The sequence below is a fragment of the Nocardia ninae NBRC 108245 genome, from assembly GCF_007990755.1.
In the GTDB taxonomy this organism is placed as follows: Bacteria; Actinomycetota; Actinomycetes; order Mycobacteriales; family Mycobacteriaceae; genus Nocardia; species Nocardia ninae.
Window position 1 is genome coordinate 63,148 of sequence record NZ_BJXA01000024.1, and the last position, 24,916, is coordinate 88,063.

26 protein-coding genes are annotated in these 24,916 nt (G+C 65.9%); 7 read left to right on the top strand and 19 right to left on the bottom strand.

Annotated features, from left to right (window positions below; translation table 11 throughout):
* Window positions 1-49 precede the first annotated feature (49 nt).
* Window positions 50-1,387 carry an ABC1 kinase family protein gene (locus NN4_RS19280; RefSeq protein ID WP_147133023.1) on the top strand — a complete coding sequence of 446 codons (1,338 nt, stop codon included), beginning with the start codon at window positions 50-52 and terminating at the stop codon, window positions 1,385-1,387.
* A gap of 4 nt (window positions 1,388-1,391) precedes the next feature.
* Here NN4_RS19280 and NN4_RS19285 read toward each other — a convergent pair whose 3' ends face one another.
* Window positions 1,392-1,985, bottom strand: coding sequence for an SRPBCC family protein (locus NN4_RS19285; RefSeq protein ID WP_147133026.1), 594 nt, complete (start codon window positions 1,983-1,985; stop codon window positions 1,392-1,394).
* 123 nt (window positions 1,986-2,108) lie between these two features.
* Here NN4_RS19285 and NN4_RS19290 point away from each other — a divergent pair, with 123 nt between their 5' ends.
* Complete coding sequence (locus tag NN4_RS19290; protein ID WP_147133029.1) at window positions 2,109-3,071, top strand: DUF5996 family protein; 963 nt, start codon at window positions 2,109-2,111, stop codon at window positions 3,069-3,071.
* Here the strand turns inward: NN4_RS19290 and NN4_RS19295 are convergent, their stop codons facing one another.
* The 6 genes from NN4_RS19295 to NN4_RS19320 form a co-directional block, all read right to left on the bottom strand.
* Window positions 3,072-4,196 (bottom strand): NAD(P)H-dependent flavin oxidoreductase, encoded by a 1,125-nt coding sequence (locus tag NN4_RS19295; RefSeq protein ID WP_147133032.1) that lies wholly within the window; start codon window positions 4,194-4,196, stop codon window positions 3,072-3,074.
* Between the two features lie 229 nt (window positions 4,197-4,425).
* Window positions 4,426-5,781, bottom strand: coding sequence for a WS/DGAT/MGAT family O-acyltransferase (locus NN4_RS19300; RefSeq protein WP_147133035.1), 1,356 nt, complete (start codon window positions 5,779-5,781; stop codon window positions 4,426-4,428).
* A 133-nt stretch (window positions 5,782-5,914) separates the two neighbouring features.
* The gene (locus NN4_RS19305; protein WP_246180958.1) at window positions 5,915-6,568 is read right to left on the bottom strand and encodes a class I SAM-dependent DNA methyltransferase; all 654 of its coding nucleotides are present in this window, start codon (window positions 6,566-6,568) and stop codon (window positions 5,915-5,917) included.
* A gap of 28 nt (window positions 6,569-6,596) precedes the next feature.
* Window positions 6,597-7,034, bottom strand: a complete 438-nt coding sequence (locus tag NN4_RS19310; protein ID WP_147133043.1) for a nuclear transport factor 2 family protein — start codon at window positions 7,032-7,034, stop codon at window positions 6,597-6,599.
* An 81-nt stretch (window positions 7,035-7,115) separates the two neighbouring features.
* Window positions 7,116-8,033 (bottom strand): DMT family transporter, encoded by a 918-nt coding sequence (locus tag NN4_RS19315; RefSeq protein ID WP_147133046.1) that lies wholly within the window; start codon window positions 8,031-8,033, stop codon window positions 7,116-7,118.
* A 175-nt stretch (window positions 8,034-8,208) separates the two neighbouring features.
* Window positions 8,209-9,090 (bottom strand): arginase family protein, encoded by an 882-nt coding sequence (locus NN4_RS19320; protein ID WP_222595107.1) that lies wholly within the window; start codon window positions 9,088-9,090, stop codon window positions 8,209-8,211.
* 3 nt (window positions 9,091-9,093) lie between these two features.
* On the opposite strand from NN4_RS19320, the gene NN4_RS19325 reads away from it, so the two are divergent.
* Window positions 9,094-10,236: a N(5)-(carboxyethyl)ornithine synthase gene (locus NN4_RS19325; RefSeq protein WP_147133051.1), complete on the top strand. Its 1,143-nt coding sequence runs from the start codon at window positions 9,094-9,096 to the stop codon at window positions 10,234-10,236.
* A gap of 82 nt (window positions 10,237-10,318) precedes the next feature.
* On the opposite strand, the gene NN4_RS19330 is transcribed toward NN4_RS19325, so the two are convergent.
* Window positions 10,319-11,968 (bottom strand): cutinase family protein, encoded by a 1,650-nt coding sequence (locus tag NN4_RS19330; RefSeq protein WP_147133054.1) that lies wholly within the window; start codon window positions 11,966-11,968, stop codon window positions 10,319-10,321.
* Window positions 11,969-12,390: 422 nt separating this feature from the next.
* Between NN4_RS19330 and NN4_RS19335 the strand changes: the two genes are divergently transcribed.
* Entirely contained in the window at window positions 12,391-13,413 is a 1,023-nt protein-coding gene (locus NN4_RS19335; protein WP_147133056.1) for an isopenicillin N synthase family dioxygenase, read from the top strand.
* Between the two features lie 62 nt (window positions 13,414-13,475).
* Here the strand turns inward: NN4_RS19335 and NN4_RS19340 are convergent, their stop codons facing one another.
* The 4 genes from NN4_RS19340 to NN4_RS19355 form a co-directional block, all read right to left on the bottom strand.
* A complete protein-coding gene (locus tag NN4_RS19340) occupies window positions 13,476-14,699 on the bottom strand; it encodes an NAD(P)/FAD-dependent oxidoreductase (protein WP_147133059.1) in 1,224 nt (407 codons plus the stop codon).
* 80 nt (window positions 14,700-14,779) lie between these two features.
* Window positions 14,780-15,724, bottom strand: a complete 945-nt coding sequence (locus NN4_RS19345) for an RNA polymerase sigma-70 factor (RefSeq protein WP_147133062.1) — start codon at window positions 15,722-15,724, stop codon at window positions 14,780-14,782.
* 60 nt (window positions 15,725-15,784) lie between these two features.
* Window positions 15,785-17,125 carry a family 1 glycosylhydrolase gene (locus NN4_RS19350; protein ID WP_147133065.1) on the bottom strand — a complete coding sequence of 447 codons (1,341 nt, stop codon included), beginning with the start codon at window positions 17,123-17,125 and terminating at the stop codon, window positions 15,785-15,787.
* Between the two features lie 112 nt (window positions 17,126-17,237).
* Window positions 17,238-17,636: a winged helix-turn-helix transcriptional regulator gene (locus NN4_RS19355; RefSeq protein WP_147133068.1), complete on the bottom strand. Its 399-nt coding sequence runs from the start codon at window positions 17,634-17,636 to the stop codon at window positions 17,238-17,240.
* 71 nt (window positions 17,637-17,707) lie between these two features.
* Between NN4_RS19355 and NN4_RS19360 the strand changes: the two genes are divergently transcribed.
* Window positions 17,708-18,118 carry a RidA family protein gene (locus tag NN4_RS19360; RefSeq protein WP_147133071.1) on the top strand — a complete coding sequence of 137 codons (411 nt, stop codon included), beginning with the start codon at window positions 17,708-17,710 and terminating at the stop codon, window positions 18,116-18,118.
* A 31-nt stretch (window positions 18,119-18,149) separates the two neighbouring features.
* Here the strand turns inward: NN4_RS19360 and NN4_RS19365 are convergent, their stop codons facing one another.
* Both NN4_RS19365 and NN4_RS19370 read right to left on the bottom strand, forming a co-directional pair.
* On the bottom strand, window positions 18,150-18,617 hold the full coding sequence (locus NN4_RS19365) for an NUDIX hydrolase (RefSeq protein WP_147133074.1): 468 nt from the start codon (window positions 18,615-18,617) through the stop codon (window positions 18,150-18,152).
* Window positions 18,618-18,656: 39 nt separating this feature from the next.
* A complete protein-coding gene (locus tag NN4_RS19370) occupies window positions 18,657-19,187 on the bottom strand; it encodes a hypothetical protein (protein WP_147133077.1) in 531 nt (176 codons plus the stop codon).
* Between the two features lie 178 nt (window positions 19,188-19,365).
* Here NN4_RS19370 and NN4_RS19375 point away from each other — a divergent pair, with 178 nt between their 5' ends.
* On the top strand, window positions 19,366-19,761 hold the full coding sequence (locus NN4_RS19375) for a RidA family protein (protein WP_186818508.1): 396 nt from the start codon (window positions 19,366-19,368) through the stop codon (window positions 19,759-19,761).
* Between the two features lie 31 nt (window positions 19,762-19,792).
* Window positions 19,793-20,881 (top strand): alkene reductase, encoded by a 1,089-nt coding sequence (locus NN4_RS19380; protein WP_147133084.1) that lies wholly within the window; start codon window positions 19,793-19,795, stop codon window positions 20,879-20,881.
* A gap of 90 nt (window positions 20,882-20,971) precedes the next feature.
* Here NN4_RS19380 and NN4_RS19385 read toward each other — a convergent pair whose 3' ends face one another.
* The 5 genes from NN4_RS19385 to NN4_RS19405 form a co-directional block, all read right to left on the bottom strand.
* Entirely contained in the window at window positions 20,972-21,574 is a 603-nt protein-coding gene (locus tag NN4_RS19385; RefSeq protein WP_147133088.1) for an HAD family hydrolase, read from the bottom strand.
* A 113-nt stretch (window positions 21,575-21,687) separates the two neighbouring features.
* On the bottom strand, window positions 21,688-22,239 hold the full coding sequence (locus tag NN4_RS19390; RefSeq protein WP_246180959.1) for a hypothetical protein: 552 nt from the start codon (window positions 22,237-22,239) through the stop codon (window positions 21,688-21,690).
* Window positions 22,220-22,717 carry a hypothetical protein gene (locus NN4_RS19395; RefSeq protein WP_147133091.1) on the bottom strand — a complete coding sequence of 166 codons (498 nt, stop codon included), beginning with the start codon at window positions 22,715-22,717 and terminating at the stop codon, window positions 22,220-22,222. Before NN4_RS19395 ends, NN4_RS19390 begins: the two co-directional genes overlap by 20 nt.
* Entirely contained in the window at window positions 22,714-23,976 is a 1,263-nt protein-coding gene (locus tag NN4_RS19400) for a hypothetical protein (RefSeq protein ID WP_147133094.1), read from the bottom strand. Before NN4_RS19400 ends, NN4_RS19395 begins: the two co-directional genes overlap by 4 nt.
* Before the next feature lie 119 nt (window positions 23,977-24,095).
* The gene (locus NN4_RS19405; RefSeq protein ID WP_147133098.1) at window positions 24,096-24,737 is read right to left on the bottom strand and encodes a DUF3558 domain-containing protein; all 642 of its coding nucleotides are present in this window, start codon (window positions 24,735-24,737) and stop codon (window positions 24,096-24,098) included.
* Window positions 24,738-24,916: the final 179 nt, after the last annotated feature.

Below are 24,916 nucleotides of genomic sequence, written 5' to 3' on the forward strand. Positions count from 1 at the left end.
CTGTCCCAGACGGAATAGGGTAAAGGGCACGCAACGAAGCGAGGGAAACATGGCAGGCAGCAGGCGTAAGGGCTTGGCGCGGTCGGCGAAGTTGGCCGGCCTGCCGATGAGCATCATGGCCCGCCGGGTCACCGCGACCGGGCGCGCGATGATGACCGGCGCATCGCGCGACGAACTCGACGACGAGCTCATCGACAAGGCCGCCGACCAGATGTTTGCTGTACTCGGCGAACTCAAGGGCGGCGCGATGAAACTCGGCCAAGCACTGAGCGTGGCTGAGGCCAGCATTCCGCCCCGCTTCGCCGACCGCTACCGCGACGCGCTCACCAAGCTCCAGTCGCAGGCGCCGCCCATGCCGACCAGCGCTGTGCATCGGATGCTCGCCGAACAACTCGGCTCCCGCTGGCGCGAACGCTTCACCGAGTTCGATGACAAGCCGGTCGCCGCGGCCAGCATCGGGCAGGTGCACCGCGCCGTCTGGCGCGACGGCCGCACCGTCGCGGTGAAGGTGCAGTACCCGGGCGCCGACACGGCCCTGATGTCGGACTTGAAAATGCTCCAGATGTTCTCCGGCGCTTTCGGTCTCATGATGCCGGGCGCGGACACCAAGGCACTGATCGCGGAGTTCATCGACCGCACCGCCGACGAGCTCGACTACCGGATCGAGGCCGATCACCAGCGGCGCTTCGCCAAGGTCTTCGCCGGTGACCCGGACTTCCAGATCCCCAGGGTGATCGCCAGCGCACCGAAAGTGCTTGTCTCGGAATGGATGCAGGCCACTCCGCTCTCAGCGATCATCGCCGACGGCACCAAACAGCAGCGCGATCGAGCGGGCCGGCTGCTCGTCGAATTCTCGCTGTCCTCGCCGGTCCGGGCCGGGTACCTGCATTGCGATCCGCATCCGGGTAACTTCCAGCTGCTCGACGACGGGCGTCTCGGGATCATCGACTTCGGCGCGTCCATCGCACTGCCGGAGGGCATTCCGTCGGTGATCGGCGAGCTGGCTCGCTGTGCGGTGCGCGAAGACTACGGACAGTTGGCGATCGTGCTGCGCGACAACGGTTTCGTACGGCCGGGCCACGCGCTGGAGCTCGGCCCGATCGAGCGACTGGTGGCGCCGATCGTGGCGCAGATCAGCGGCGAGAGCGTGCACATCAGCCGAGAACTGTTGCAGGGGCACACCGCTCGCGCGCTGGACATGAAGAATGTGTCGCTGGCCAACACCAGGGCGGTCAAGGCGCCCGCCGAGATTCCGGAGCTGGCCATGCTCGGCCGGGTCTTCGCCGGCGTCGTCGGGGTGTGCGCCCAGCTCGACGCGGAAGGACCGTTCGTCGAGCTGGTCGCGCGCTGGCTGCCCGGTTTCGGCGAGGACGGAGCCGCGGCCTGATCGCTCAGAGGCGACTGGCGAGCCCGCGCAGACTCCATCGCGCGAACGGCCGGGCCAGCGGCGCGAAGAGCTGATACGGAAGCAGCCAGCTGAGGCGCGGCTGTGCGGCCAGCGTCCAGGTGAGGGTGGTCGCGCCGGAATCCGTTGCGCTGAGCACGTATTCCTCGGCGATCGACTTGACGGCGAACGGCACCGAGGAGGTGGTCGCGGTCAGCGCGAGCCGGTGCCCCTCTTCCCTGGCGACGACCTGTTCGGCACCGGCTACCAGAAAGCCGTCGAAGACGCGGGTGGCGCCGACGCCGCGGTCCTGGTCGGGGTAGCGCATGCCGTTGATCAGCGGCAGCCAGGAGAAGAACCCGTTGGTGTCGAGGGCGGCCCAGACACGCTCCGGTGACGCGTCGAAAGTGTGCGCGGCGGTGACCACGAAGCCTGCTTTCTTCGCCACGAAGCGCTCGAGTTTGTCGGCGCGCACCGGCGTGAGCGAGCTGCCGCCACCGGCGAGCACGGCCTTGGCCGAGCGTCGCAACCCGATCAGCACGGCCACTCCGGCGAGACCGAGGACGAGCAAGATGGCGGCGGCAATAATCCAGGGCGTCATGGGGATACTCCTCGTGCTGCTACTGCGGTGATCGACGGCGCGGCAGCCGACGCTCGCGAAGTCTACACTGTCTGAGACGGTCAACTGAAGGGGTGGCTGACGCGACGGCGTACCGTTTTCTGCATGACCGTGCCATTCGAGCCGTTGCCCGCGATTCCGCTGGACTCTTGGCGGCCGACCAAGGAGACACTGCACCGCTTCGCCCAGATCGTCGGCAAGGTGGCGCTGGCCAAGGGCGTCCGGCGCAACCACTGGTGGCACATGACCTACCGGCTCACCGCGCGCGGCTGGACCACCGTCCCGCTCGGGTCTGCCCGCAACGGGCCGGTCTTCACCTGCGCGTTCGACTTCTTCGATCATGTGCTGCGCATCGCCACCGATCAGGGCACCCAGGTCGAGATCGATCTCGTCGACCAGTCGGTGGCCACCTTCTACGGCGCGGTGCGCAACGGTCTGCGCGACTTGGACGTGGATGTCGTGCTGGCGCACCCGAATCCGTTCGACCTACCGGACGCGCACCGGCCGTTCGAGGACGACGACGAACACCGTGACTACGATCCGGACAAGGCGCGCCACGCTTTTCAGGTGCAGAGTCAGGTCGGCCGGGTACTCGAGGAGTTCAGCGCGACCTTCTCCGGAAAGATCAGCCCGGTCCAATTGTTCTGGCACACCTTCGATATCGCGGTGCAGCGGTTCTCGCCGCAGCACATCGAGCTGCCCGACACGGTGGACCCGGTGACCCGCGAGGCGTACTCGCGCGAGGTGATCAGCTCCGGCTTCTGGTTCGGCGACGACAAAGTGCCGGAGCCGACGTTCTACTCCTACACCGCACCCGAGCCCGCCGGACTGGCCGACCGTGCGCTGACCCCCGCCGGTGCCCACTGGATCACCGCGGGCGCGGGCCACTCGGCGTACTACCCGTACGACGCCGCCCGTCAGACCGCCGACCCGGTCGGCGCCGCGCTCGAGTTCTTCCAGTCCGTCTACGCCAACGGGGCCGAGCTGGCCGGGTGGGATACCGACCAGCTCGCCTGCGCGGGCGGCATCACCGACCCGGTGTTGCGCGAAAAAGGCTGGCTGGAGTGACTACAGTCCGCCGTTGAGTTTGTTGAGCCGGTCGCAGGATTCGACGTACTCCTGGATCAGCCGATTCACCACGTCGGCGGAGCGCTCGACCTTGGTCATCATGCCGACCACCTGACCGACCGGATTGAAGTTCACGTCCTTGGCCGCCTCCGGGTAGCGGTGCCCGCGCTTGACGCCGTCCAGCGCCACCATCATCTGTAGCGGCATGGGCAGCGGGTCGGGGGTGTCGGCCTGCTCCCAGGCGTCGGTCCAGTCGTTGCGCAGCATGCGGCACGGCTTGCCGGTCCACGCCCGCGAGCGCACGGTGTCGTGGCTGGACGCGTCGATGTAGGTCTGCATCTGCGCGGGCGGCACATTGGCCTCCTCGACGGTCAGCCACAGCGAACCGGTCCACGCGCCCGCCGCGCCCATCGCCATGGCGGCGGCGACCTGGCGGCCGTTGCCGATGCCGCCCGCCGCGAGCACCGGTAGGTCGCCGACGGCGTCGATCACCTGCGGCCACAGCACCAGCGAGGAGATCTCGCCGCAGTGCCCGCCGCCCTCGGTGCCCTGGCAGACGACGAAGTCCAGGCCCGCGTTCTTGTGATTGAGCGCGTGTTTCACCGAGCCGCACAGCGCGCCGATGAGCCTGCCGGAGTCCTGTACCTGCTTGATCACGTCGTCGGGCGGGGTGCCCAGCGCGTTGGCGACCAGCTTGGCCTTCGGGTGCCGCAGGATCACCTCCACCTGCGGGGCCGCGGTGGTCGCGGTCCAGCCGAGCAGCTGGTTGTGCCGCTCGCCGTCGGGCAGCGCGGGCACGCCGTGGTCGGCCAGGATCTTCTCGGCGAAATCCCGGTGGCCGTTCGGAACCAGTTCCGCCAGTTTGGCTTCCAGCTCTTCGGGGGACAGGCCATCGATGCCCTGGCCCTCGTACTTGCTCGGAATCACCAGGTCGACGCCGTACACGCCGTGCACGTGCTCGTCCAGCCAGGCCAGCTCGACCTCGAGCTCCTCGGCGGTGAAGCCGACCGCACCGAGCACGCCGAGCCCGCCGGCATTGCTGACCGCGGCCGCCACGTCGCGGCAGTGGGTGAACGCGAAGATGGGGAATTCGATCCCGAGCCGTTCGCAGATTTCGGTACGCATGGCGTGCTGGTCTCCCTCACTGCTCCGCCGCCGCGAACGACGAGCTGCAGCTTGTCCTAGAACGAGTTACATAGTTGTCCGCGGTGCTCGTCAGCTCACGCTCGAACTCAGACGCGTCGAATCGGCCGCGAGCCGCAGCGATCGCCATGACACGGCCGCGGCTTCCTCGACTGGTCTGTGCACCATCGTCTGACAGTAACACGTTCTAGTTTTGCTCGGCAGACCTCTTTCAAACGGCGGCTTCCTCCAGCGCGGTCAGCGCGTCTTCGAGGTGGTCGAGCAGGCGGGGGAGTTCCGGCACGCTGCGCCGGCAGCCGACCAGACCGAAGTCGAGATTGTCCGCGTTGGTGGTCAGCGTGATGTTCACCGCCTGGCCGTCGAACGGGATGGACATCGGGTAGGTGGCGTCGAGGCGAGCACCGTTCCAGTACATGGGTTCGCGGGGGCCCGGCACGTTCGAGATGACGATATTGAACGGCGGATTGGTCAGCGGGACGAGGCCGGGCAGCAGGCTGAGCGCGATCGGGCTGACCATCAGCGCGGACAACGCCATCGTCTGCAGGTTCGACAGCGAGCCGTACACCTCCTTGCTCTTGCGCATCGACTCGCTCACCACCCGCAGCCGTTCCAGCGGATCGGCGACGTCGGTGCCGAGGTTGCACAGCGCCGCGCCGACCTTCACACCATTGGTCTCCACGTCGTCCGCGCTGCGCAGCGACATCGGCACCATGGCGATCAACGGCTTGTCGGGCAACTCGTCTCGCTCCGCGAGGTAGGCGCGCAGCGCACCGGCGGACATGCTCAGCACCACGTCGTTGATGGTCGACCCGGTGGCCTTCTTCACCTGCTTGATCCGCTCCAGCGGCCAGGACCGGACCACGGTGCGGCGGGCGCCGCCGATCGGCACGTTGAACATGGTGCGCGGCGCCTCGAAGGGCATGGTCAGCTGCTGCTGGACCAGGACCGAGCGTGCGGTCCGCAGCAGGGCGGGTCCGGATGCGGCCGCCGACAACAGGTTTCGGGCCGCGCCACGCAGCCCGTTGCTCGACTCGGCGGCGGGCTCGCGCGGCGTCCTCGGCAGGTTCCACGGGACCTTGGCCGCGGTCGCGGCCGGGTCGTTCGTCAAGGTCCGCTGGATGACGCGTTGTGCGGAGACGCCGTCGATCAGGGCGTGATGCATTTTCGAGTAGACGGCGAAGCGGCCGTCGGCCAAGCCCTCGATGAGGTAGATCTCCCACAGCGGGCGGTGCCGGTCGAGCAGGGTGCTGTGCAACCCGGACGCGAGCTCGACCAGCTGGTCCAGCCGGCCGGGGCGCGGCACCGCGAGGCGGCGCACGTGGTATTCGAGTTCGACGTCGTCGGCTTTGGTCCAGGCCAGCTGCGGTGCGCCGAACAGGGTGGCCGGATGCTTACGGAAGGTCGAGTCGATGTCCTTGCACGCCAGCAACTTCTCGTGCGTCAGCCGGGCGAAGTCCGGCCCGGCGTCCTCGGGCGCCTCGAAGAGTTGCAGCGAGCCGACATGCATCGGGTGTTCGCGGGATTCGGCGAGGAGGAAGACGGCATCAATCGGTGCGATGAGGTCCATGGTGTGGTCGCCCCCTGACGACAGTGGTGTGGTTGCAAACGAATCGACCACGTTGTCGGGCGGGCCCGCGCGCAGCCATGAATCCTGCGCGACACCACCAACTTACCTGGTCCGGACGGTAGCCGCCCGGTCTTCAGCGAACCTTTACTGCCAGTAAGTAACCCTGTAGGAATCGTTCGCCCGGATCCGGCTCCCGGACCATCCGCGTGTGCACCGTGAACCCGGCGTCCCGCAACAGTGCGGCAAGCCGCTCCGGTGCCCACCGGTAGGCGCGAGCCACCTTGTGGTCGAACGCTTCTACCGTGTCGGGGGTGTCGGTCGCGAAGAATGCCAGCAACGCGTGCCCTTGCACCGCTAATACCCGATTGAACTCAGCCAACACATCCGGGACTCGTTCCGGCGGAAGATGAATGATCGAGTACCACGCGACCAGCCCGCGCAAAGAGGCGTCGGCCAGGGCCAGTTGTTCCATCGTGCCTTCGTGGAAGGACAGCTCCGGATATCGGTGCCGCGCGATGGCGATCATCTCCGGCGACAGATCGATGCCGAAGGCAGGCACACCGAGGGTGTGCAGGTGCGCGGTGAGCCGCCCCGGCCCGCAGCCGATGTCGGCGACGGCACCGGAACCGTTGGCCTGCAACAGTTCCGCGAACACCGCCAACATGGCGCGGTCGTGTGGCTGGCCGGCCAGGTGGTTCTCGACGAATTCCGTGTAGACCTCCGCGATGCCGTCGTATGCGTCGCGGGTGCTGTCCACGTCTGCTGGGGTGCTTGGTTTTCCGGTCACCCCAACATCATCCATATCGCGCAGTGGATCAGGCATCGGCCTCGAAGGCTTGCGCGACGGCGAGGCTGTCCTCGTATACGTGATGCCTGGTGACCAAGCCCGCCTCGACGGTCAGGTGCAGCGCGAAACGGGCGCGGTAGGCGCGGCCGGTGCTGCGCGCGGTCTGCCGGATCTCGCCGAGCACCACCGCGTGGTCGCCGTCGACGAGGACGCGTTCGATCTCGGTCGCCGCCTGCTCGGGCACATGGTGCTCGGCGATCGCGCGGAAGTGCGCGGCGGATTCGGCGCCGGTCGAGCGGTGCCGAATCCAGGGTGTCGCGGCGCGGCCGTGCTCGGCGTCCGGCCAATCCAGTTTCCAGTCCACCTCGTCGGCGTACAGCTCGGCGATCGCGTCGGCGTCGCCGGAACCGATGCGGCGCAACAGTTCCGCTACCACGGCGTGGGTGGTTGTGGTGGTCGTCGACACGGCCGATCCTCCCGATCTCACTGCCGCCTCCGGTCGAGGCGGCGAGACACCATTCTGGGCGCGCCGGGTGGACTCCGTCGATTACCTCTCAGGTAATTGGACCGCCGCTTCCGGCGCCGCGGGTGTGGTGCACAGTGCTTCCTCCGGTTTCTCCCGACTGCGTGCGGTGCCCAGGATGGAGCCGAGGATCACCAGCGGGAAGCCGATCGCCATGCCCGCGGTGAGCGGTTCGCCGAGCGCCGCGACGCCGAGCACGATGGCCACCGCGGGATTGATGTAGGTGATCACCGTCGCCCGGGCCGGGCCCACCTCGGAGATGAGCGCGAAGAACAACAGGAACGCGGCGGCCGTGCAGATCAGCGCGAGGCCGAGGACCGACAGGGTGGCGTCGGCGGGGTAGCTGGTCGGCCTGCGCAATGCGGCGAACGGTGCGTAGACCACGGCGGCGATGATCAGCGAAGCGGTCACCACGCCGAGCGGTGGCAGGTCGGCCAGCGACCGGTTGATGACGATCGGGCCGACCGCGTAACCGATGGTGGTCAACGCGATCGCGCCGAGGGCGGCGGGGCTGGACAGGTCGATATCGAGGCCGACCAGGGTGGCCACCCCGGCGAACCCGATCAGCAGCCCGGTCAGCCTGCGCCGGTCGAAGCGGTCGTGGCCGAGTTTGGTCACCAGGACCACCGCGATCAACGGCGTCGCCGCGATCAACAGCCCGACGGTCGAACTGTGCAGCGTGGTCTCCGCGTACCCGATGAAGAACCACGGCCCGACGATCTCGGCCACCGTGTACAGCAGCAGCGGCCGCCAGCGCCGGAAGACCGGAGCCAAGGCGTTGGTGTACAACGCGATCGGCAACAGCACCAGCGCACCGAGCAATGTCCTGGCGAACGCGACGACCACCGGGTCGAAGTCCTCGACCGCGATCCGGATCATGGCGTACGGCACGCCCCAGATCAGACCCATCGCGAGGAACAGCGCCCACCCGCGCCGCGTCACGCGACCGCCCCTCGGCACAGAACAGATATATGGGTCACCGGCATGCTCCACTCGCTTTCGATCGAACGGGAGCTTATACAGAAGATCCGATCATCCGACAGATCCACTTTTCGGGGCTCGGACCAGGCCAGTGGGCCCTGTCACCCTGGGGCGTCAGCGCCGTCGGCCGAGGGTTTCAGACGGTGTCGACCAGCGGGCGCATCCGGTCGGCGGCACCCTGGTCGTCGCGCCAGGTGCAGGCCAGACCGAAGGCGGCCACCCGGCCGCTGTCCACGATGGCGCGCACCGCACCGGAGACTGCCTGCAAGCTCGGTCCGTCCAATGCGGGGAAGAGCAGGCCGGGCAGGTCGCCGGGATCGACCACATCGCAGTCGAGATGCAGGTAGATCGGGCCGTCCGGCAGGTCACCCAGGTCGGCCACGGTGCGGTGGCTGATCCGTGCCGTGCGCAGGAACTCCGCCTCCGGCGGGTCGAGATCACGACCGTCGACCAGCACAGCGCGTTCTTCGGCTATGTCTCGCAACCCGATTCGATCAGCGATCAAGTGCCGCCCGTACCCGGTCAGCATCCGCAGCGGCATCCCACCGAGATACCCGGAGGCGGACGTCTCCAGCGTCTGCACATCGCCGTGCGCGTCGAACCAGACGATCGCGGGATCCACACCCGCCCGCTGCAACCCCGCCACCACGCCCAGCGAGGTCGTGCAGTCGCCCGACACCACCACGGGGCGTTCGCCCTTGCGGACAGACGCCGCAACCTTTTCCGCGACCGCCTCGTAGATCACCGCCATTCGCGTCCATGGATCGGCCACCTCCGGCAGATCCGCGGTGATCACCTCGTCCGGGGTCACCGGCGCATCCAGTTCTGGACGGTGTTCGTCGAGATGGTAGGGCACGAGAAAACGCATGTGCCCGAGCCTAATTCGATACCCGGTGGTCGGCACTCGATTATCGGCAGGTTGCGGATGTCCCGGGTCGGCGCTGATCTTCGGCGTCGGGCAGCGCCGGCGCTCGGGACGCTCGACCAGGTCAGGGCTGGTCAGTGCGCGTAGACTCATTTGGTGAAGCAACTAACGATCGGTGTAGTCGCGACCTCCCGCAAAGAGGACGAGCACCGGTTGGCGATCCATCCGGCGCACCTCGACCGAATCGATCCCGGGCTTCGCGACCGCGTCTTCCTCGAGCACGGCTACGGCGATCGCTTCGGCTATACCGACGAACACCTCGCGCCGCTGGTCGCCGGCCATCGCTCGCGGGCGGAGCTGTTCGCCGAGTGCGATGTGCTGTTGCTGCCCAAGCCGCTGGCCGAGGATCTCGAGCAACTGCGGCCGGGGCAGGTCGTGTGGGGTTGGCCGCACTGCGTGCAGGACGAGCGGATGACCCAGCTGGCCGTCGACCGCGGGCTTACCCTGATCGCCTGGGAGGCAATGAATCACTGGACGAAGGAAGGCAACTTCAGCGTCCACGTCTTCCACAAGAACAACGAACTGGCCGGCTACTGCTCGGTGCTGCACGCGCTACAGCTGCGCGGATCCACCGGTGACTACGGACGGCGGATGCGTGCCGCCGTGATCAGCTTCGGCGCCACCGCCCGCGGCGCCGTCCGCGCGTTGAACGCACTCGGGATCAGTGACGTCACGGTGCTGACCCAGCGCAGCGTCTCGGCCGTCGCCTCGCCGTTCGCGTCTGTGCGGATGCAGCACTTCGAGCGCGACCCCGCCAACCCCGGCCGGACCCTCGCGTTGAAAGCGCCGGAACCCGGACCGCTGGCCGAGATGCTCGCCCAATACGACGTGGTGGTCAACTGCATCTTCCAGGACACCGAGGACCCGCTGATGTTCGTGCGGAACGAGGACCTGCCCTTGTTCGCCCGCGGCACTCTGTTCGTCGACGTCTCGTGCGACGAAGGGATGGCCTTCGAATGGGCCCGTCCCACCTCGTTCACCGCGCCCATGTTCACCATCGGCGACGACTTGCACTACTACGCCGTCGACCACAGTCCTTCCTTCCTGTGGAACTCGGCCACCTGGGAAAACTCCGAGGCGCTGCTCGAATACCTGCCCATCGTCATGGCGGGCCCGGACGCCTGGGACGGCAGCGAAACCGTGCGTCGCGCCATCGAGATCCGCGACGGCCGCGTGCAGAACCTGCGCATCCTCTCCTTCCAGAACCGCGCTGCCGCCTACCCGTACGCCATCGTCTGACCGCTGGTTTGCGCACAACCAAAAACCCTGCCCGGCGCGTAGTGCGCCGGGCAGGGTTTTGTCTTCAGTGGACCGATAGCCCTTACTTCGTGCTGGTGGTGGTCGGTGCCACGGATTCCGTTGTGGTGGTGGGCGGCACGGTGGTGGTCGGCTGCGCGGTCTCGGTCGGGGTGACCGAGGTCGGAGCCGCTGTGGTGGTCGACTGCGGGGCGACCGAGGTGGTGGTCGGCGACGCCGAGGTGGTCGGCGTCGTGGTGGGCGCGCTGCTGGTCGTGGATGGCGCGGCACTGGTGTTCGGCGTCGCGCTCTTGGTCGGCGTGGCCGACGGCGATGTCGAGGTGGCCGCGGCCGCCTTGTACACGGCGGCGAGATCCGCTTGTTCCGGCTTGGCGGTGGTGTCGACCTTCTTGCCCGCCTGCGCCTGCTTGGCCAGGTGGGTGATCCAGGCGGCCGCGTATTCGGCGGAGGTGAGCGGCTTTCCGTTGGCAGGGTCGGCGTCACGCCAGTAGTCGAAGTGGTGACCGGTGTGGTTCGGCCCGAGGGTGAGCTTGTACGGGTCGTTCATGACCACCGGAATGGTGTTCTGGTTCGTCACGATGAGCCCGACGATCTCGTTCAGGATCTTCTGCGGCAGGTAGGCCAGCGGCGACATGTCGTCGGCCGCGATCGCATCCGCCTTCACCGGAGTCTTCGGCGCCTGGCCCGGCTTGTAGGCCGGATCCGACACCTTCAGCAGCACCTGCAGGAAAGTCTCGTCGCTCTTGAGCCAGTTCGGCTGCGACTGGATGTCGGCGAACGCGGCCAATGCGATGCGGCTGAGCACGACGGCGACGTCCTGCCCGGTCGCCGGTGTGAGACCGTCCTTTTCGAGCGCGTCGACATTGATCTGCCTGCCGACATTGACCACGAGTTGCAGCAGGGAGATGTTTTCCGGTGCGGCGCAGGTGAGATCGCCGTCGGAACAGAACGAGGCGATCCGGCCGTTCAGCGCACCGAAATCACCGCTGGTACCCGGCAGGGCACCCTGGCCCGGCGTCGGGTTCTTCCCGTTCTGATACTTCTGGTCGAAGCCGTCCGGGTTGCCGTACGGATCCTTCGAGCCGGGGAACGGCCCGTCGCCCGCCCCACGACCGGAGTCGGCGAGGATGACGACACCGACGACATTGGCCGGGTCGACGATCCCGTAGGCACCGTCCTTGTCGGCTTCCTGATGCCCGACCTTCATCGCGACCCGGCGCACGACATCGGCGCCCTCGCTGTAGCCGACGATGGAGAACTTGGTGTCGGGACAAGCCTTCGCGATCTCGCGCATCACCTGCTCGGTATTGGCAGCACCGGCGTTGACGGCGTCCTCGTAGGTCGCCATGTTCGCCGGGTACGCGATGTAGACCGCGGCGTAGGAACCCGGATCGACGGCACCGTTGGGCGCGTTGACGACCGGGTCGACCCATTCACTCTTGTGGTCGCCGGACAGCGCGGCGGGCAATTCCTTGCCGTTGGCGTCGACCAGCAGTTTCGTCGTCCCCGCGACGGGCGTGTCCCCGCGGCCCGCCACCGAGATGCTCACCATGTCGTGGCACTCGGTGACCGACGACGTGAGCTGCGTGTCTCGCGTCTGTGGCGTCGACGTCAGTGCGAACGTGGTGGCCACGACCGCCGCCAGCCCGAGCACCGCGGGCGCCGCGACGGCGGTCGCGATTCGATGTCGCGCGAAGAACTCGCGAAATTCCATGTCCTGATCCCCATTCCAATTTCCGGCACGTGGACGGGCAGGGCCCCCCGAGGCCATGCGTCACCAGGAACGTCGTGGACGGGGCGGCGATCGTTACGTAGTCGAGCTCCTGAGGCGACGAGCAACACAAATGAGTAACACTGGGGGAGCGGCGTTTGCCCCCACTGGTAGGGGCATCGATGACTCCTCGTCTCGAATGTGTTCAGTTCCGCTACACGCTGCCCGCGGCGACTGCACGATCTGTGCATCGAAGAGGTTCGAGGTGGAACTTCCTCGCACGCGTCCGCCCTGCGCGCGGCGGAAATTCGCGCCTGCGTTCGCACCTGGGTACAGCCCACGCTCGATCTACGGATACTCGACGGCGCCATGGTTCGAAAGTTTCATGGCACAACACAACTCGCAGTATTCGAGAAAGGTGTTCGATGGTGGAACAGCAGACCGTCACCGTGGTCGAGGGGTTTGTCCCGGTGATCGACTTGTCGTTTAAAGATAATGCGGCGGGCCGCACAAGGATTGCCGAAGCGATCAATCGAGCGTGCGCGAGCTCCGGCTTCTTCACCATCGTGGGTCACGGGGTGCCTGCGGAGCTGATCGAGCGGATGTGTGTGACGAATCGAGAATTCTTCGCACTGCCCGATACCGTGAAAGAACGTGTCGCGCACCGGCCTGGTGTATCCGGATTCCGCCGTCTCGGCGGGTCGACTGCGCACAGCCTGGACCTGAAGACCCCACCCGACCTGTGCGAAGTCTTCTCGGCGCATGTCACCGGCGATTTGCCGGACGAGGAACGTAACTGCCTCGGCGACTACTGGGCGTCATGGAAATTGGCCAATGTATGGCCGACTGTTCCCGTTGATTTCGAGAGCATCTGGCACGAGTACATCGCGGCCATGACGGAGCTGGCCGGTGACCTCATGCGGTTGTTCGCGCTGGCCCTCGACCTCGAAGAACATTTCTTCGACCGGATATTCGACAACCATGTTTCCTCGGTGGCCGTCAACTACTACTTCCCACAACACCATCCGCCACTTCCCGGGCAACTACGCCGCGGCGAACACACCGACTGGGGCAGCCTGACCATCCTCTACCAGGACACCGACATAGGCGGCCTCCAGGTGCGGCACGGTAACGGCGAATGGCAGGACGTCCCGACCATTCCCGGCGGTTTCATCGTCAATATCGGTGATCTCATGGCGTTGTGGACCGCGGGCCGCTGGGTATCGACCATGCACCGGGTGATCAACCCGGAACTCGGTAATGCCTCGTCACGACTGTCGATCCCGTTCTTCTATCTGCCCGATCATGATGCGGCCATTGATCCGATCGGGTCGTTCGCGGGCGGCGACCACGACACATTCGGGATAACCACCGCCGGACAATGGATCTCGCGGAAAATGCAGAAAACATTCGCGGAAGATCCGGCCGACTACCACTCAGCCGACTGAAGCTCGGCCACCGGTCCGCCGCTCGCGGACCGGTGGCTTCGACTGCGCCACAGCGGCTCCCGTCATTGGGCGACGAGTTCAGCTTCCACCGCGCCGGCCCCAAGGTGACGGCGGCGGCTCGGCATCCCCAGCGTGGGGTGCGCGGCGCTCCACGCCGCCCCCGAGCAGATCAGCTCCTTGACGCGGGCGGCGAACCGGCCGGTGAGGACGGTGGACGTCGGCTGATCGTCGGGCGTCACCTTCTGCACGATGGCGTCGCGGCGGCCGAGGCTGATGCACTGGCTGGCATAGCCGATCAGGGTCTCGGGAACCTTGCGCCCGGTCAACCGCGCAGCGAGGGCGTCGGCGCACTGCCAGGCCATCGGAGAAGCCGTGGCGCAACCCATCCGCAGTGGCCGGCCGCCCACGCCCATCGCGAACGCGGCATCGCCGACCGCGGAGACATCGGGGTGCGACACCGAGCGCAGGGTGCCGTCGACGACGATCTGCCCGCTCGCCGATACCTCGAGGGTGGTCGCGGCGGCGATCGGGTGCACCGCGAAACCCGCTGTCCAGACGGTCAACTGGGCGGGGATCCGGTGCGCACTGTCGTGGATCGGCGTTGCACCCGCCGCCGGAGCTGACGCGAGGACCACACCGTTCGCCTCGACGCGCACGACGTCGGCGCGCTCGTGCACTGTGATACCGAACCGTTCGAAGGTACGCCGCAGGTGGCGCTGGGCCTTGTCGCTGAGCCAGTCGCCGACCCCGCCGCGGGCCGCGATCGCGACCTGGAGGTCCGGGCGGGCCTCGGCGATCTCGGTGGCCGCTTCGATACCGGTCAGGCCGCCGCCGACCACCAGCACGGTCTCGCCGGAGGCCAACTCGTTCAAGCGCTTCCGCAGCCGCAACGCGGCCTGCTTACCTGCGACGTGATGGGCGTGCTCGGCGACACCGGGGGTGCCGTAGTCGGCCACGGTGCTGCCCAAGGCGTACACGAGACTGTCGTAGCCGAGGGGCGCGGCGCCGTGCTCATCGGTGAGATCGACGGTCTTGCCGTCGACGTCGACCGCGTCGACCCGGGCCACCCGCACCTGCACCCCGGTGCCCGCGAACATGTCGCGCAGCGGGCGGGGCGCCAGCTCCTGGCCGCTCGCGAGCTGGTGCATGCGCACCCGCTCGACGAACTCGGGATCGGCATTGACCAGCGTGATCTCGGCGTCGTCGCGGTGCAGCCGCTTGGCGAGGCGACCGGCGGTGATGGCTCCGGCGTATCCGGCGCCGAGGACGACAATGCGATGCTTCATGGCGAGCTCCTCTGTGGTTGCGTACACCTCCTGAACCGGACAGCCCCGCGATCCCTGACAGAAAGCTCTTGTGATGTGGGTCACCACTTCCGGATGATCGGCTCCTGCGGCCCGGCGGCCGCCCACTGACGAGTGATGCGTGCCAGTTTGTCGGGGTTGACCTGGATGTGGATCGCCGCGACGCCGTCGGCGGACGGCTCGAGACCCACGACCCCGTACACCCGCTCGCCGACCTCGACCAGCACGGCGGGCGCACCGTTGATCACCACGGCATAGAAGACCGCGTCGTCGCCGACGAAGGCTCGTTTGGCCGGAGTCGGCTGGAACACGTGACGCAGGTACCGCGCGATGTCGAACGCGCCGACGACCGGAATCTTGCGGGCAGGCAGTCGCCCACCGCCGTCGGCGATACTGACGGCGTCGTCGGTGAGCAGCCGGATCAGTGGCTCGGTATCGCCGCTGAGCGCCGCGGCGAGAAATTCCTCGACGATCCGGCGTGCGGTGTCCGCGTCGACCTCGGCGCGCGGCCGTTCGGTGCCGACGTGCTGCTTGGCGCGCCGGTAGAGCTGCTGGCAGTTCGATTCGGTCAGGTCGAGGATCTCCGCGATCTCCCGATGCGAGTATCCGAAAGCCTCACGCAGCACGTACACCACGCGCTCATTGGGCGACAGGCGCTCCATCAGGGTGAGCATCGCGAGGGAGACCGACTCGCGCTGCTCGACCGTGTCGGCCGGGCCGAGCATCCGATCGCCGGCCAGCACCGGTTCCGGCAGCCACTGCCCCACATAGGTTTCCCGCCGGGCGCGGGCCGAGGTCAGCTGGTTGAGGCAGAGGTTGGTGAGCACCTTGGTCAGCCACGCCTCCGGAGTCTCGATCCGGGTCCGGTCGGCCGCATGCCAGCGCAGGTACGCGTCCTGCACGGCGTCCTCGGCGTCACCGGCGGAGCCCAGCAGCCGATAGGCGATCGCTTCCAGGCGACCCCGGTAACTCTCGAACAGATCGGCTTCGTGCGTGCTGAGCGACATGCCCCTATGGTCGACCATCTGGGCAGGCCTCAGCTACCCGACCCGGGCGTGACCTGGTGGTTACGGGACCCCGACCGGGCCGAGGCAACTGGCTGGCGGGTCGACCAGGAAGCAGGGGGCCGGGCCGCGGGTGGGCCGGTAGCCGTCGGGGACACCCCCCTCGGCGACGAGTTGCGTGTAGGTGCCGACCGCGTCGGTGGGGCGGCGTACCAGGCCTGGGTCGGTGCGCACATCCACCGTATAGAGCCCGAATCGCGGTGTGTAGCTACCCCATTCGTAATTGTCGGTGATGCTCCAGTAGTTGTAGCCGATGACATTCATGCCGTCGGCCTTGGCGCGCTGGATCCAGTAGACGGTGTCACGCAGGTGATCGCTGCGGGAATAGCCGTCGGCCCGGGGTCGGCCGTTCTCGGTGGGCATGCCGTTCTCGACGATGTAGAGCGGTTTACCCGGGTAGCGGCGCGAATAGTGTTGCAGCGCGTAATAGATGCCCTCGGTCCGCAACGGCAGATCCCAGATATTCGTGCCCGGCAGGCTCGGCATGGCGGATCCGGTGGCTCTGCTGATGCCGCCGAGCAGTGACTGCACCGGGTCGTAACCGAAGTAATAGTCGATGCCGACGTAGTCGAGCCGGTGTCCGATGCGATCGAGGAACGACCCGTTGACCTCGCCCTCCGCACCGGCGACATAACCGACATTGCTCGTCACCTGCGCGCCGGGCTGCACATGGTGAATGTGGTCGTAGATGGCGTTGTGCGCCTGCGCGATCCGATCCAGCATCTCGCCGGCGTCGGCGGCGCCCCTGCGGACCTCGTGCGAGATGTAGGCGGCCGGCTCGTTCACCGCGACCCACAGCGGATTGCGGGAGGCGTAGCGATCGACCACCGTACGCATATTGTCCAGCCAATCACCGACCATGCCCGGGTTCCGCCAGCCGCCGCGATCGACCGCCCAGCCCGGGTATACCCAGTGGTCGAGGGTGATCATCGGCTGCATTCCCGCCCGCGCGATAGCTGCGATGACGGCGTCGTAGAACCGGAACGCTTCCTCGTCCCACACCCCCGGCGCGGGTTGCACTCGGGCCCATTCGATCCCGACGCGGAACACTCGCACGCCGAGCGCGGCGGCCGCATCGATGTCCGATTCGTAGCGGTTGTAGAAGTCGACCGAATCGTGCAACGCGTCGTAATCGGGGTGTTTGGGGATGTAGCGGGTCCAATTGCTGTCGGGCGCATGGCCTTCGGACTGGAATCCGGAGGACGCGACACCCCAGAGGAAGTTTCCGAGCGGCGCCGCTACCGGGCGAATCGGCGGAGCCGCAGCAGAGTTCGTGCATAGCAGCATCGTCGACGCGGCAGCGGCGAGTACGGTCAGTGCATACCGACGGAACCGGAATCGCATCACCTCAGGGTAACTGGAGGTGCACCGTCGAAGTGCGGATAGCGCGATAGTCGGCGTTTCGGGAGCTTGTCGGCAAATGTCTCAGAGGCGCAGCCACTTTCGCCTACCTGCCTCACAGCGTTCGCTCTTGCTCGGCTTCGACCTGGTCGTCGAAGCGCGCCCGGGCCCGCTCGACATCGGGCAACGTGACGGTGGACCAGCGCAACAGTGCGTCGATGAGGTCTTGCAACGACTTGCCCAGCGGTGAGATCCGGTACTGCACGGCGACCGGACGGGTATTCGTCACGATCCGGTCGACCATCCCATTGCGCTCCAGCCGCCGCAGCGTTGCCGTGAGCGACTTCTGCGTCACCACCGGGATCGCCCGACGAAGTTCGTTGAAGCGCAACGGGCTTTCGCACAGCGCGTCGAGGACATGCAGCGACCACTTGTCGAGCATCTGATCCAGCAACTCACGGTGCTGCGCGGTCAGTTGCGGGCTGTCCGAAGGTGCGAGGGCGGTTTCTTGCATGACACCTAGTCTCGTTGAAGTGTCCTCGGGGCACCAGGTAGACATCGGATACCTACTCCGAGAGGAACACCATGGCCGTCCAACTGCTGACCCCCGAGGGCATGTTCACCCCCGTTCCCTACCACCACGTCTCGATCAGCACCGGCACCCGCCACGTGCACGTCGCCGGCCAAATCGCCCGCGATGCCGAAGGAAACCCCGTCGCCCCGGGTGATCTCGCCGGTCAACTCGCGCACGCGCTGCGCAATACGGCCGTCGGCCTCGCCGGTGCCGGCGCAACCTTCGCCGACGTAGTCCGCCTCCGCTTCTTCGTCACGAACTGGACCCCGGACAAGTACCACGACTTCGTCGCCGGAATCGACCGCGTTACCGAAGAACTCGGAATCCCCCAGCCCCTACCGCCGCTCTCCGCAATCGGCGTCGACTACCTCTTCGAGCCCGACGTGCTCGTCGAAGTAGAGGCCTACGCCATCCTCGACTGACCCCGCAGACCGTCAGTACGTCCAAGGCGCTTCAGTACTGGATCAAGCCGCCCACTGGCACGTCAGCGACATGACCGGTCGCTGGAAGCGTCCGGGCAAGGGCGAGACCGATGTCCACCAGTGACGATCGGCGCAGGCGGTCGACGTCGGCGAGGGGAGTCCATGTCGGCTCGACAGTTTCACCATTCGACTCGGGCCGAAGTCGGCCGCCGCTGACACGGACTCGATAGAAGATACCGACATTCTGGTGCTCGGTCCCGGCACGTGCGGCGGCCGCGGGGATCACCCGCGAATCCACACCGAGCAGGCGTTCGATAATCCCCCGATACCCGGTCTCTTCGGTGAGTTCCCGGATCACCGCATCGAACGGATCCTCCCCATGCTCGACCTTGCCACCCGGAAGAGTCCAGTTACTCGCACCATCCGGAGGCACGTGCCGGGCGAGCAACACCCGCCCGTCCTCGATGCATACGGCATAAGCCGCCAGCCGGAAACTCATTCCTGTCGCTTCACCATTTCTCCGCCCCATCGGTGCCGATCACCAGATATCAACCCAGACAGGTCGTTTAGGAATGTCGAACAAGGCCGACTTCTTATGGACCACTACGGGAACCGAGGAGCCGACGCTCAGTCGCTCGGCCAGCGCACGCGCTTTGACCTCGTGGAATTGCGGATAGAAGAATTGCTTCTGCACGCGGGCGTCCCCGCCCGAGTCCGGGTGCGGGAACTGGACTTCGACCCGCACCCGCCACAAATCGAAGTTGAGCACAGCCCGACCTTGCTGACATCGCAGATCCGACTCGACGACCACCGCAGACATCGCGGTTCCGGCTCGCCGCAGGTAATTCCGGCGCAGGCGCCATGCGGCGGCCAGTACGAGCATCCATCCCCCGGCGCCCAGCACGATGCTCACCGGAAGAAACAGCGCCATCGCGAGTTGTGAATCGGTCCAGCGGGCTACCGCGGCACCCAGGTTCAGCGCACCCCCCATAAACGCCACCGCTGCTACCACGACACCCAGCATCCACACCAGCGCCATCGGGTCGAGCATCTTCCGGGACCGCCCCACACCAACTCCTCATCACACCAGCGGCAATCTGCCGACTGTAGTGGCATCGCGGAACGCTGGAACCCACCCCGACGGTCTCAGGGCACCGTCCGGTGTTGACAGCCGGGCAGGTGTGGTGACAACATCTGCATGCACCTACAGTTATTGCATGCACATACAACTTCCGAGAGGGACGACGATGACCACGCAACGCATCGAGAAGATCGCTACCACCCCCGATTGGTATGCGCCGTACAAGATCTCGCAGGCGATCAAGGCGAACGGCCTCATCTACGTGTCCGGGCAGTCGGGTATCGACGAGCAGGGACGCACCGTCTCCGGCGACTTTCTGGAACAAGGGCGGCAGGCATTCGCCAACATCAAGCGAGTTCTAGCGGAGGCCGGGGCCGACCTGCATGACGTGGTGAAGGTCGGCATCTTCGTCACCGACATGGCCGCCGATCTCGACAAGGTCATGCAGCTTCGCGAGGAGTTCCTCAGCGAGCCCTACCCGGCCGACACCCTGCTCGAAGTGTCGTCGCTCGCCCAGCCCGACTGGCAAATCGAAGTAGAAGTCACCGCACTCGCTCGCTGACCTTCGATCCACCCTCGCGAAAGGAAAACCCATGTCCGACAGCCCTTTGCTACGCCCCTACCGCCGCGGCGCACTCGACCTGCCGAACCGCATCGCGATGGCCCCGATGACCAGGGGACGCGCGGACGACTCCACCGGCGTCCCGAACCCGCTCACCGCGGACTACTACGCCCAGCGCGCGAGCGCAGGACTGATCGTCACCGAAGGCATCTACGCCAACGTTCTCGGCAAAGGCGGCCCCGGCATTCCCGGCCTCGTCGATGATGCGCAGGTAGCAGGCTGGCGCAAGGTGACCGATGCGGTGCACGCGGCGGGCGGGCGCATCTTCGCCCAGCTGTGGCACGTCGGCCGGATGACCCACCCGCTGATCCTGCCGGGCGGCGCGACCCCGCTGGCACCCTCACCCGTGCGCATCACCGACGCGCAGATCTTCACCGGCCAGGGGCTGAAGGACCATGTCACGCCGCGCGCGATGACAACCGCCGAAGTCGACGCCACGATCGAGGATTTCGCCACCGAAGCACGCAACGCCCTCGCGGCCGGCTTCGACGGCGTCGAGATCCACGGTGCGAACGGCTACCTGATCCAGCAATTCCTGGCCGAGAACACCAACCAGCGCACCGACCGCTACGGCGGCTCCCGCAACAACCGGCTCCGACTGGCCGTCGACATCGTGACGGCCGTCGCGGCCGAAGTGGGCGCCGAACGCGTCGGCCTGCGCATCTCCCCCGACAACCCGGAAAACCAGCTCGCGGAACAAGATCCACGGACCACCTACCGCACCCTCCTCGACACCCTCAACCCCCTCGGACTCGCCTACCTCCACGTCATCGAACGCGGCGAGTACCCCGCCCTCGCCGACCTGCGCCCACGCTGGTCCAACACCCTCATCGCGAACTTCAACGGCCCGACCCCCACCACACCCGCCGCAGGCGAAAAGATCCTGGAAACCGGCCTGGCCGACCTCTTCTCCTTCGGCCGCCTCTTCATCGCCAACCCCGACCTCCCCGCCCGCTTCGCCACCGGAGCCCCCCTCAACGAATACGCCCGCGACCTGGTCTACGGCGGCGGCGCCGAGGGTTACACCGACTATCCCGTGCTGCAAACGGAACGGGTATGAGCCGTCGTGGCCACCAGCCGTTGTCTCAGTTCGATGGCATTTCTTCAGCCTGACTAGGTTGGGCAGTCTCGAACGGGCGGCGCGGTCGGTTCAGCCCGGCGGTAGGAACTCCAGGATCCGGGCAAGAGTGTCGCTGGTACTGGTGTGTAGGTGACCAGCCATACCGAGTGAGCGTGCGATCGCGACATGGCCGGGAGTGTCATCGATGAAGAGTGCCTCCTCGGGACGGGCACCCACGCGCTGGAGGGCCGCGATGTAGATGCGGGGGTCAGGCTTGGCATACCCGACTTCGCATGACAACACGATGGCATCGACCATGTCGAGAAGCCCGGCGTTCGCCATCCGGGTGCGAATATGTGGCCAGGCGTTACTGACGACAGCGGTCTTCGCCAAGCCGTGGACGTTTCGCAGGCTCGCCACGAGGGTGGCATCCCATGTCTCCCTGGACGCTAGATCGCACCGGATCGTGTTGATCAGATCGGGGCCGACGGCGAGCCGGTCTCCGACGATCCGCCACCAGGACTCCTCGCTGATACGGCCGATCAGTACCTGGTCGTCACTTCCGCCGAAGAGCGCAGCGAGGAAGGCAGATGGGGATATCCCGAGTCTGGAGCTCCACTCGGCGGCGGCCGCGGTCAGATAGTCGGGTACGAGGACGCCGCCGATATCGATCAGGATCGCAGGCCGATTCACGCAGTCACCGCCTTGGGGCGCAGGAAGAGCTAGCGGCGGTCGAAGTGGGCTCGGCACGGACGAGCGGGACAAGACAGAATCTCAAAACCATCGAAGGCGTCGGGTCGGTGCGCTCACCAGATATCGGCCCAGACGGGCCTTTTGGGAATGTCGAACAATGCGGAATTCTTGTGAACCACAATAGGAACCGAGGAGCCGACGCTCAGGCGCTCGGCCAGCGCACGTGCTTTGACCTCGCGGAATTGCGGATAGAAGAACTGTTTCTGCACGCGGGCGTCACCGCCCGACTCCGGGTGCGGAAACTCGGCTTCAACCTTCACCAACCACAAATCGAAGTTGAGTACGCCCAGCCCCTGCTTGCATCGCAGATCCGATTCGACGACTACCGCAGACATCGCGGTCCCGTTGTGCCGCAAGTAATTCCGGCGTAGCCGCCATGCTGCCGCCAGCACGAGCATCCATGCACCTGCGCCCAGCGCGACGCTCACCGGAAGAAACAATGCCATGGCGAGTTGCGAACCGGTCCACCGGACAATCGCGGCACCTAGATTCAGCGCGCCCCCCATAAAAGCCACCGCTGCTACCGCGACACCCAACGTCCACACCAGCGACATCGGGCCGATCATCTTCCGGGGCCGCCCCATGTCAGCGCCAGCGCCGCTCATCGGGGTGGTCCTCGAAGTCGTCCGGCCAGTCACTGGGACCGACTACGGTTTCGCCTGATCGCGGGCGACGGGTGGGGCCGTGAGTGGGTGGCCACATCGGGGCCGGTGGTGGGGTGGGCTGCTGCGGCGGCTCCGGAGTCCACGGCCAGATGAACAGCGGCGAGTTCTTCATCTCGGCGACCTCCGGTGGTACCGGGCGAGCGAGCGTTTCGATGTCGCGCCAACGGCATTCACCGGTACTGACGCGTTCGGCGTATGCCTTCAGCGCCGGGGAGGCGGTGTCCATACCGGCGACCATTGCGATGAATTCCTCGGACACCTCGGTGGGACTGTCGAAGAGTTCGTCAACATCGATGTTGGACAATCGGATAGTGGCAGTACGTAGATTGTCTACCGCGTCCATGACCTTCCGGGCGATCGCGTCCACCTGAGGGTCGAGGTCGGGCTCCCGTATGTTGCCCCACTGTGGTCTCGTCATAACGCGTTCTCCCACGGTGCGGCGCCGGATCCGGCGTCATATGACTCGGTGGGGCGGTTCACGGTGTCGCCGTACTGCGAGATTTGCTGAATATCCTTGGCGAGAGCCGCCTTACGAGTAGCGTCATCGATCCTCCGGGTGACCGGCGCGATGGCCTCGTCCAGCTTCTGGTTCGCCTTCTCCTTCAACTGGCCTACCGGATCTTTGATGATATCGAGAAGCTTCTTGAATGCATCGGCCAGCTCCTTTATCTTGAATACCACGTCGATGGCGGCTTTGATGAGATAGCCGATGTCGACGACCAGCTTGGCGATGCGGGCAGCTCCGAGGCCGGGAACGGCTGCCGACAAGATGTTGGCGACCGACTTGAGAGCGCCCTTGATATCGTCGAAATCGACGTACTTGTTGAGCATTCCCCATAGCTTTTGGAGGATGAATTTGATACCGTTCCTGATCTCGTCGGAGACGGCTCCTGCGCAATCACTGACGATTCGACCGACCGGGCCTTCCCATTGCATTGCCGCGACCTGCTTGGTCGCCCAGTCGCTGAAGGCTACCGAGGCTGCACCGTCCCAGTTGGGCTTGCTATTCGTGCTGCCGTCGATCCGCTTCACTCCCGCTTCGAGATTCTTGCCGCACGCCTCGAGTCCGTTGCCTGCTGCCTTGTAAACCTCGCCGAGCCTGCGGATCTCGGACCAATTTCCGGGAATCGGCTCCAAACATGAGACCAGTGGATCGTATTCGGTTCCCGCCGCGCGAGTGATGCTCTTGATGGACTCGTTCACATGGCCGAGTACCGGGAAAACTTCGGCGATGAGCCCGGCGAGTTCCTCTTTGTTCGCAGCCGGCGCTTCGAGTTTGAAAGACTCCGGCTTCGAGTAAGTGGCGGCACCGGTGTATTGCGCGGTCACGCCGATCTCTTCAGTGCTGTCACCCGCCGCGATAATAGATTCGGTATGTGCGTTCAGTTCGGCGTAAGTCTTCTGATCCTGGCTGTGATACATCCAGGCGGCTTTGTTGAGCTCGATGCTTGTGCCCAGGGTGGTATTCGCGAGCACCGCGTGACGTCGAGACATCCAGTCGGCCGCGTCATTGATAGGGGTCACCAGCGTATCGATGATCGGCCCATGCAGCCACTCCGCAGCCCTCCCCTCCTTTGCCACGAAGCTGGAGACCAGCAAAGCGTCCCCAGCGATCGAGGAGACAAGGTTACTCAGACCAGCAATTTCGCTGGGGTTCGCTGCGAATGTCTCTGCCATCCGTATAATGCCCTAACTCTGTACTTTTCATTGCAGTGGAGCCGAACAACGTTGTCTCGCGGCCGGTGTTGCGTCGGCGGACGTTCCGCGTGCGGGGCATGGTCCGTCGAGTAGCGGCACTAGTTGGTGCTGAGTGATTCGCTGAAGATCTCGGCGAGATCGCGGATCTGGTCACATGGCGGCGGCACCGCTACCGGACCAGGCGGTACGATCAATCCGACCGTGAAAATCCCGTCGGAGGCTTTGATCGACGCCCAACACCCGCCATCGACCTGAGGGGTTCGATACAACACAGCCTCACGCCCGCCGATCGTGTCGGAGTTGAATATGCTGTGGCCCGGGTTCTTTCGGATATCGTCCAGAGTCAGGTCGCTCGACGTCACAGCCGCCCCGCCAGTGGGGTACTGTTCGCCATCGACGAGTGTTTCACGCCAAAATTGACAGCCGATTTCTGTGAAAGTACCGGAACCGCTTTCGGCTGTGTATCTCTCGCGAGTCGCCGGGTCGAAGCCTGCCCTGGTCACCAGGTCGTCACCCACACGCACACAGGGATCGAACCGAACAGGGTTGGCGCCGGTCTGGACCGGTGCTGGTGGGACGCTCACCTGCATGGAGGCAGTCGTCACAGGCGATGTCGTCGCGGGACCCGCGGTGCTGGAACCTTGATCGGTCGAGCCCTCAGTACAGGCGACCAGCATCGTCGCACTCCACGCCAGGCAGCCAGCGGCGAAACTTCTTCGCAGAATCGACGAAACGCTCAACGTGCCCCCTCCCCGATGGTCAAACCCCTGGCGATCAACGACAATACGATGACCTCCGATTCCGGTCAAGCGATGCTGTCACTCCTGGACTGCTTCGACCAACGCCCTGCGGATCCGACAGCGGGGGCTGATATCTCTGCCTCGCTAACCCGAAACCGATAACGGCGGAGAGATAAATC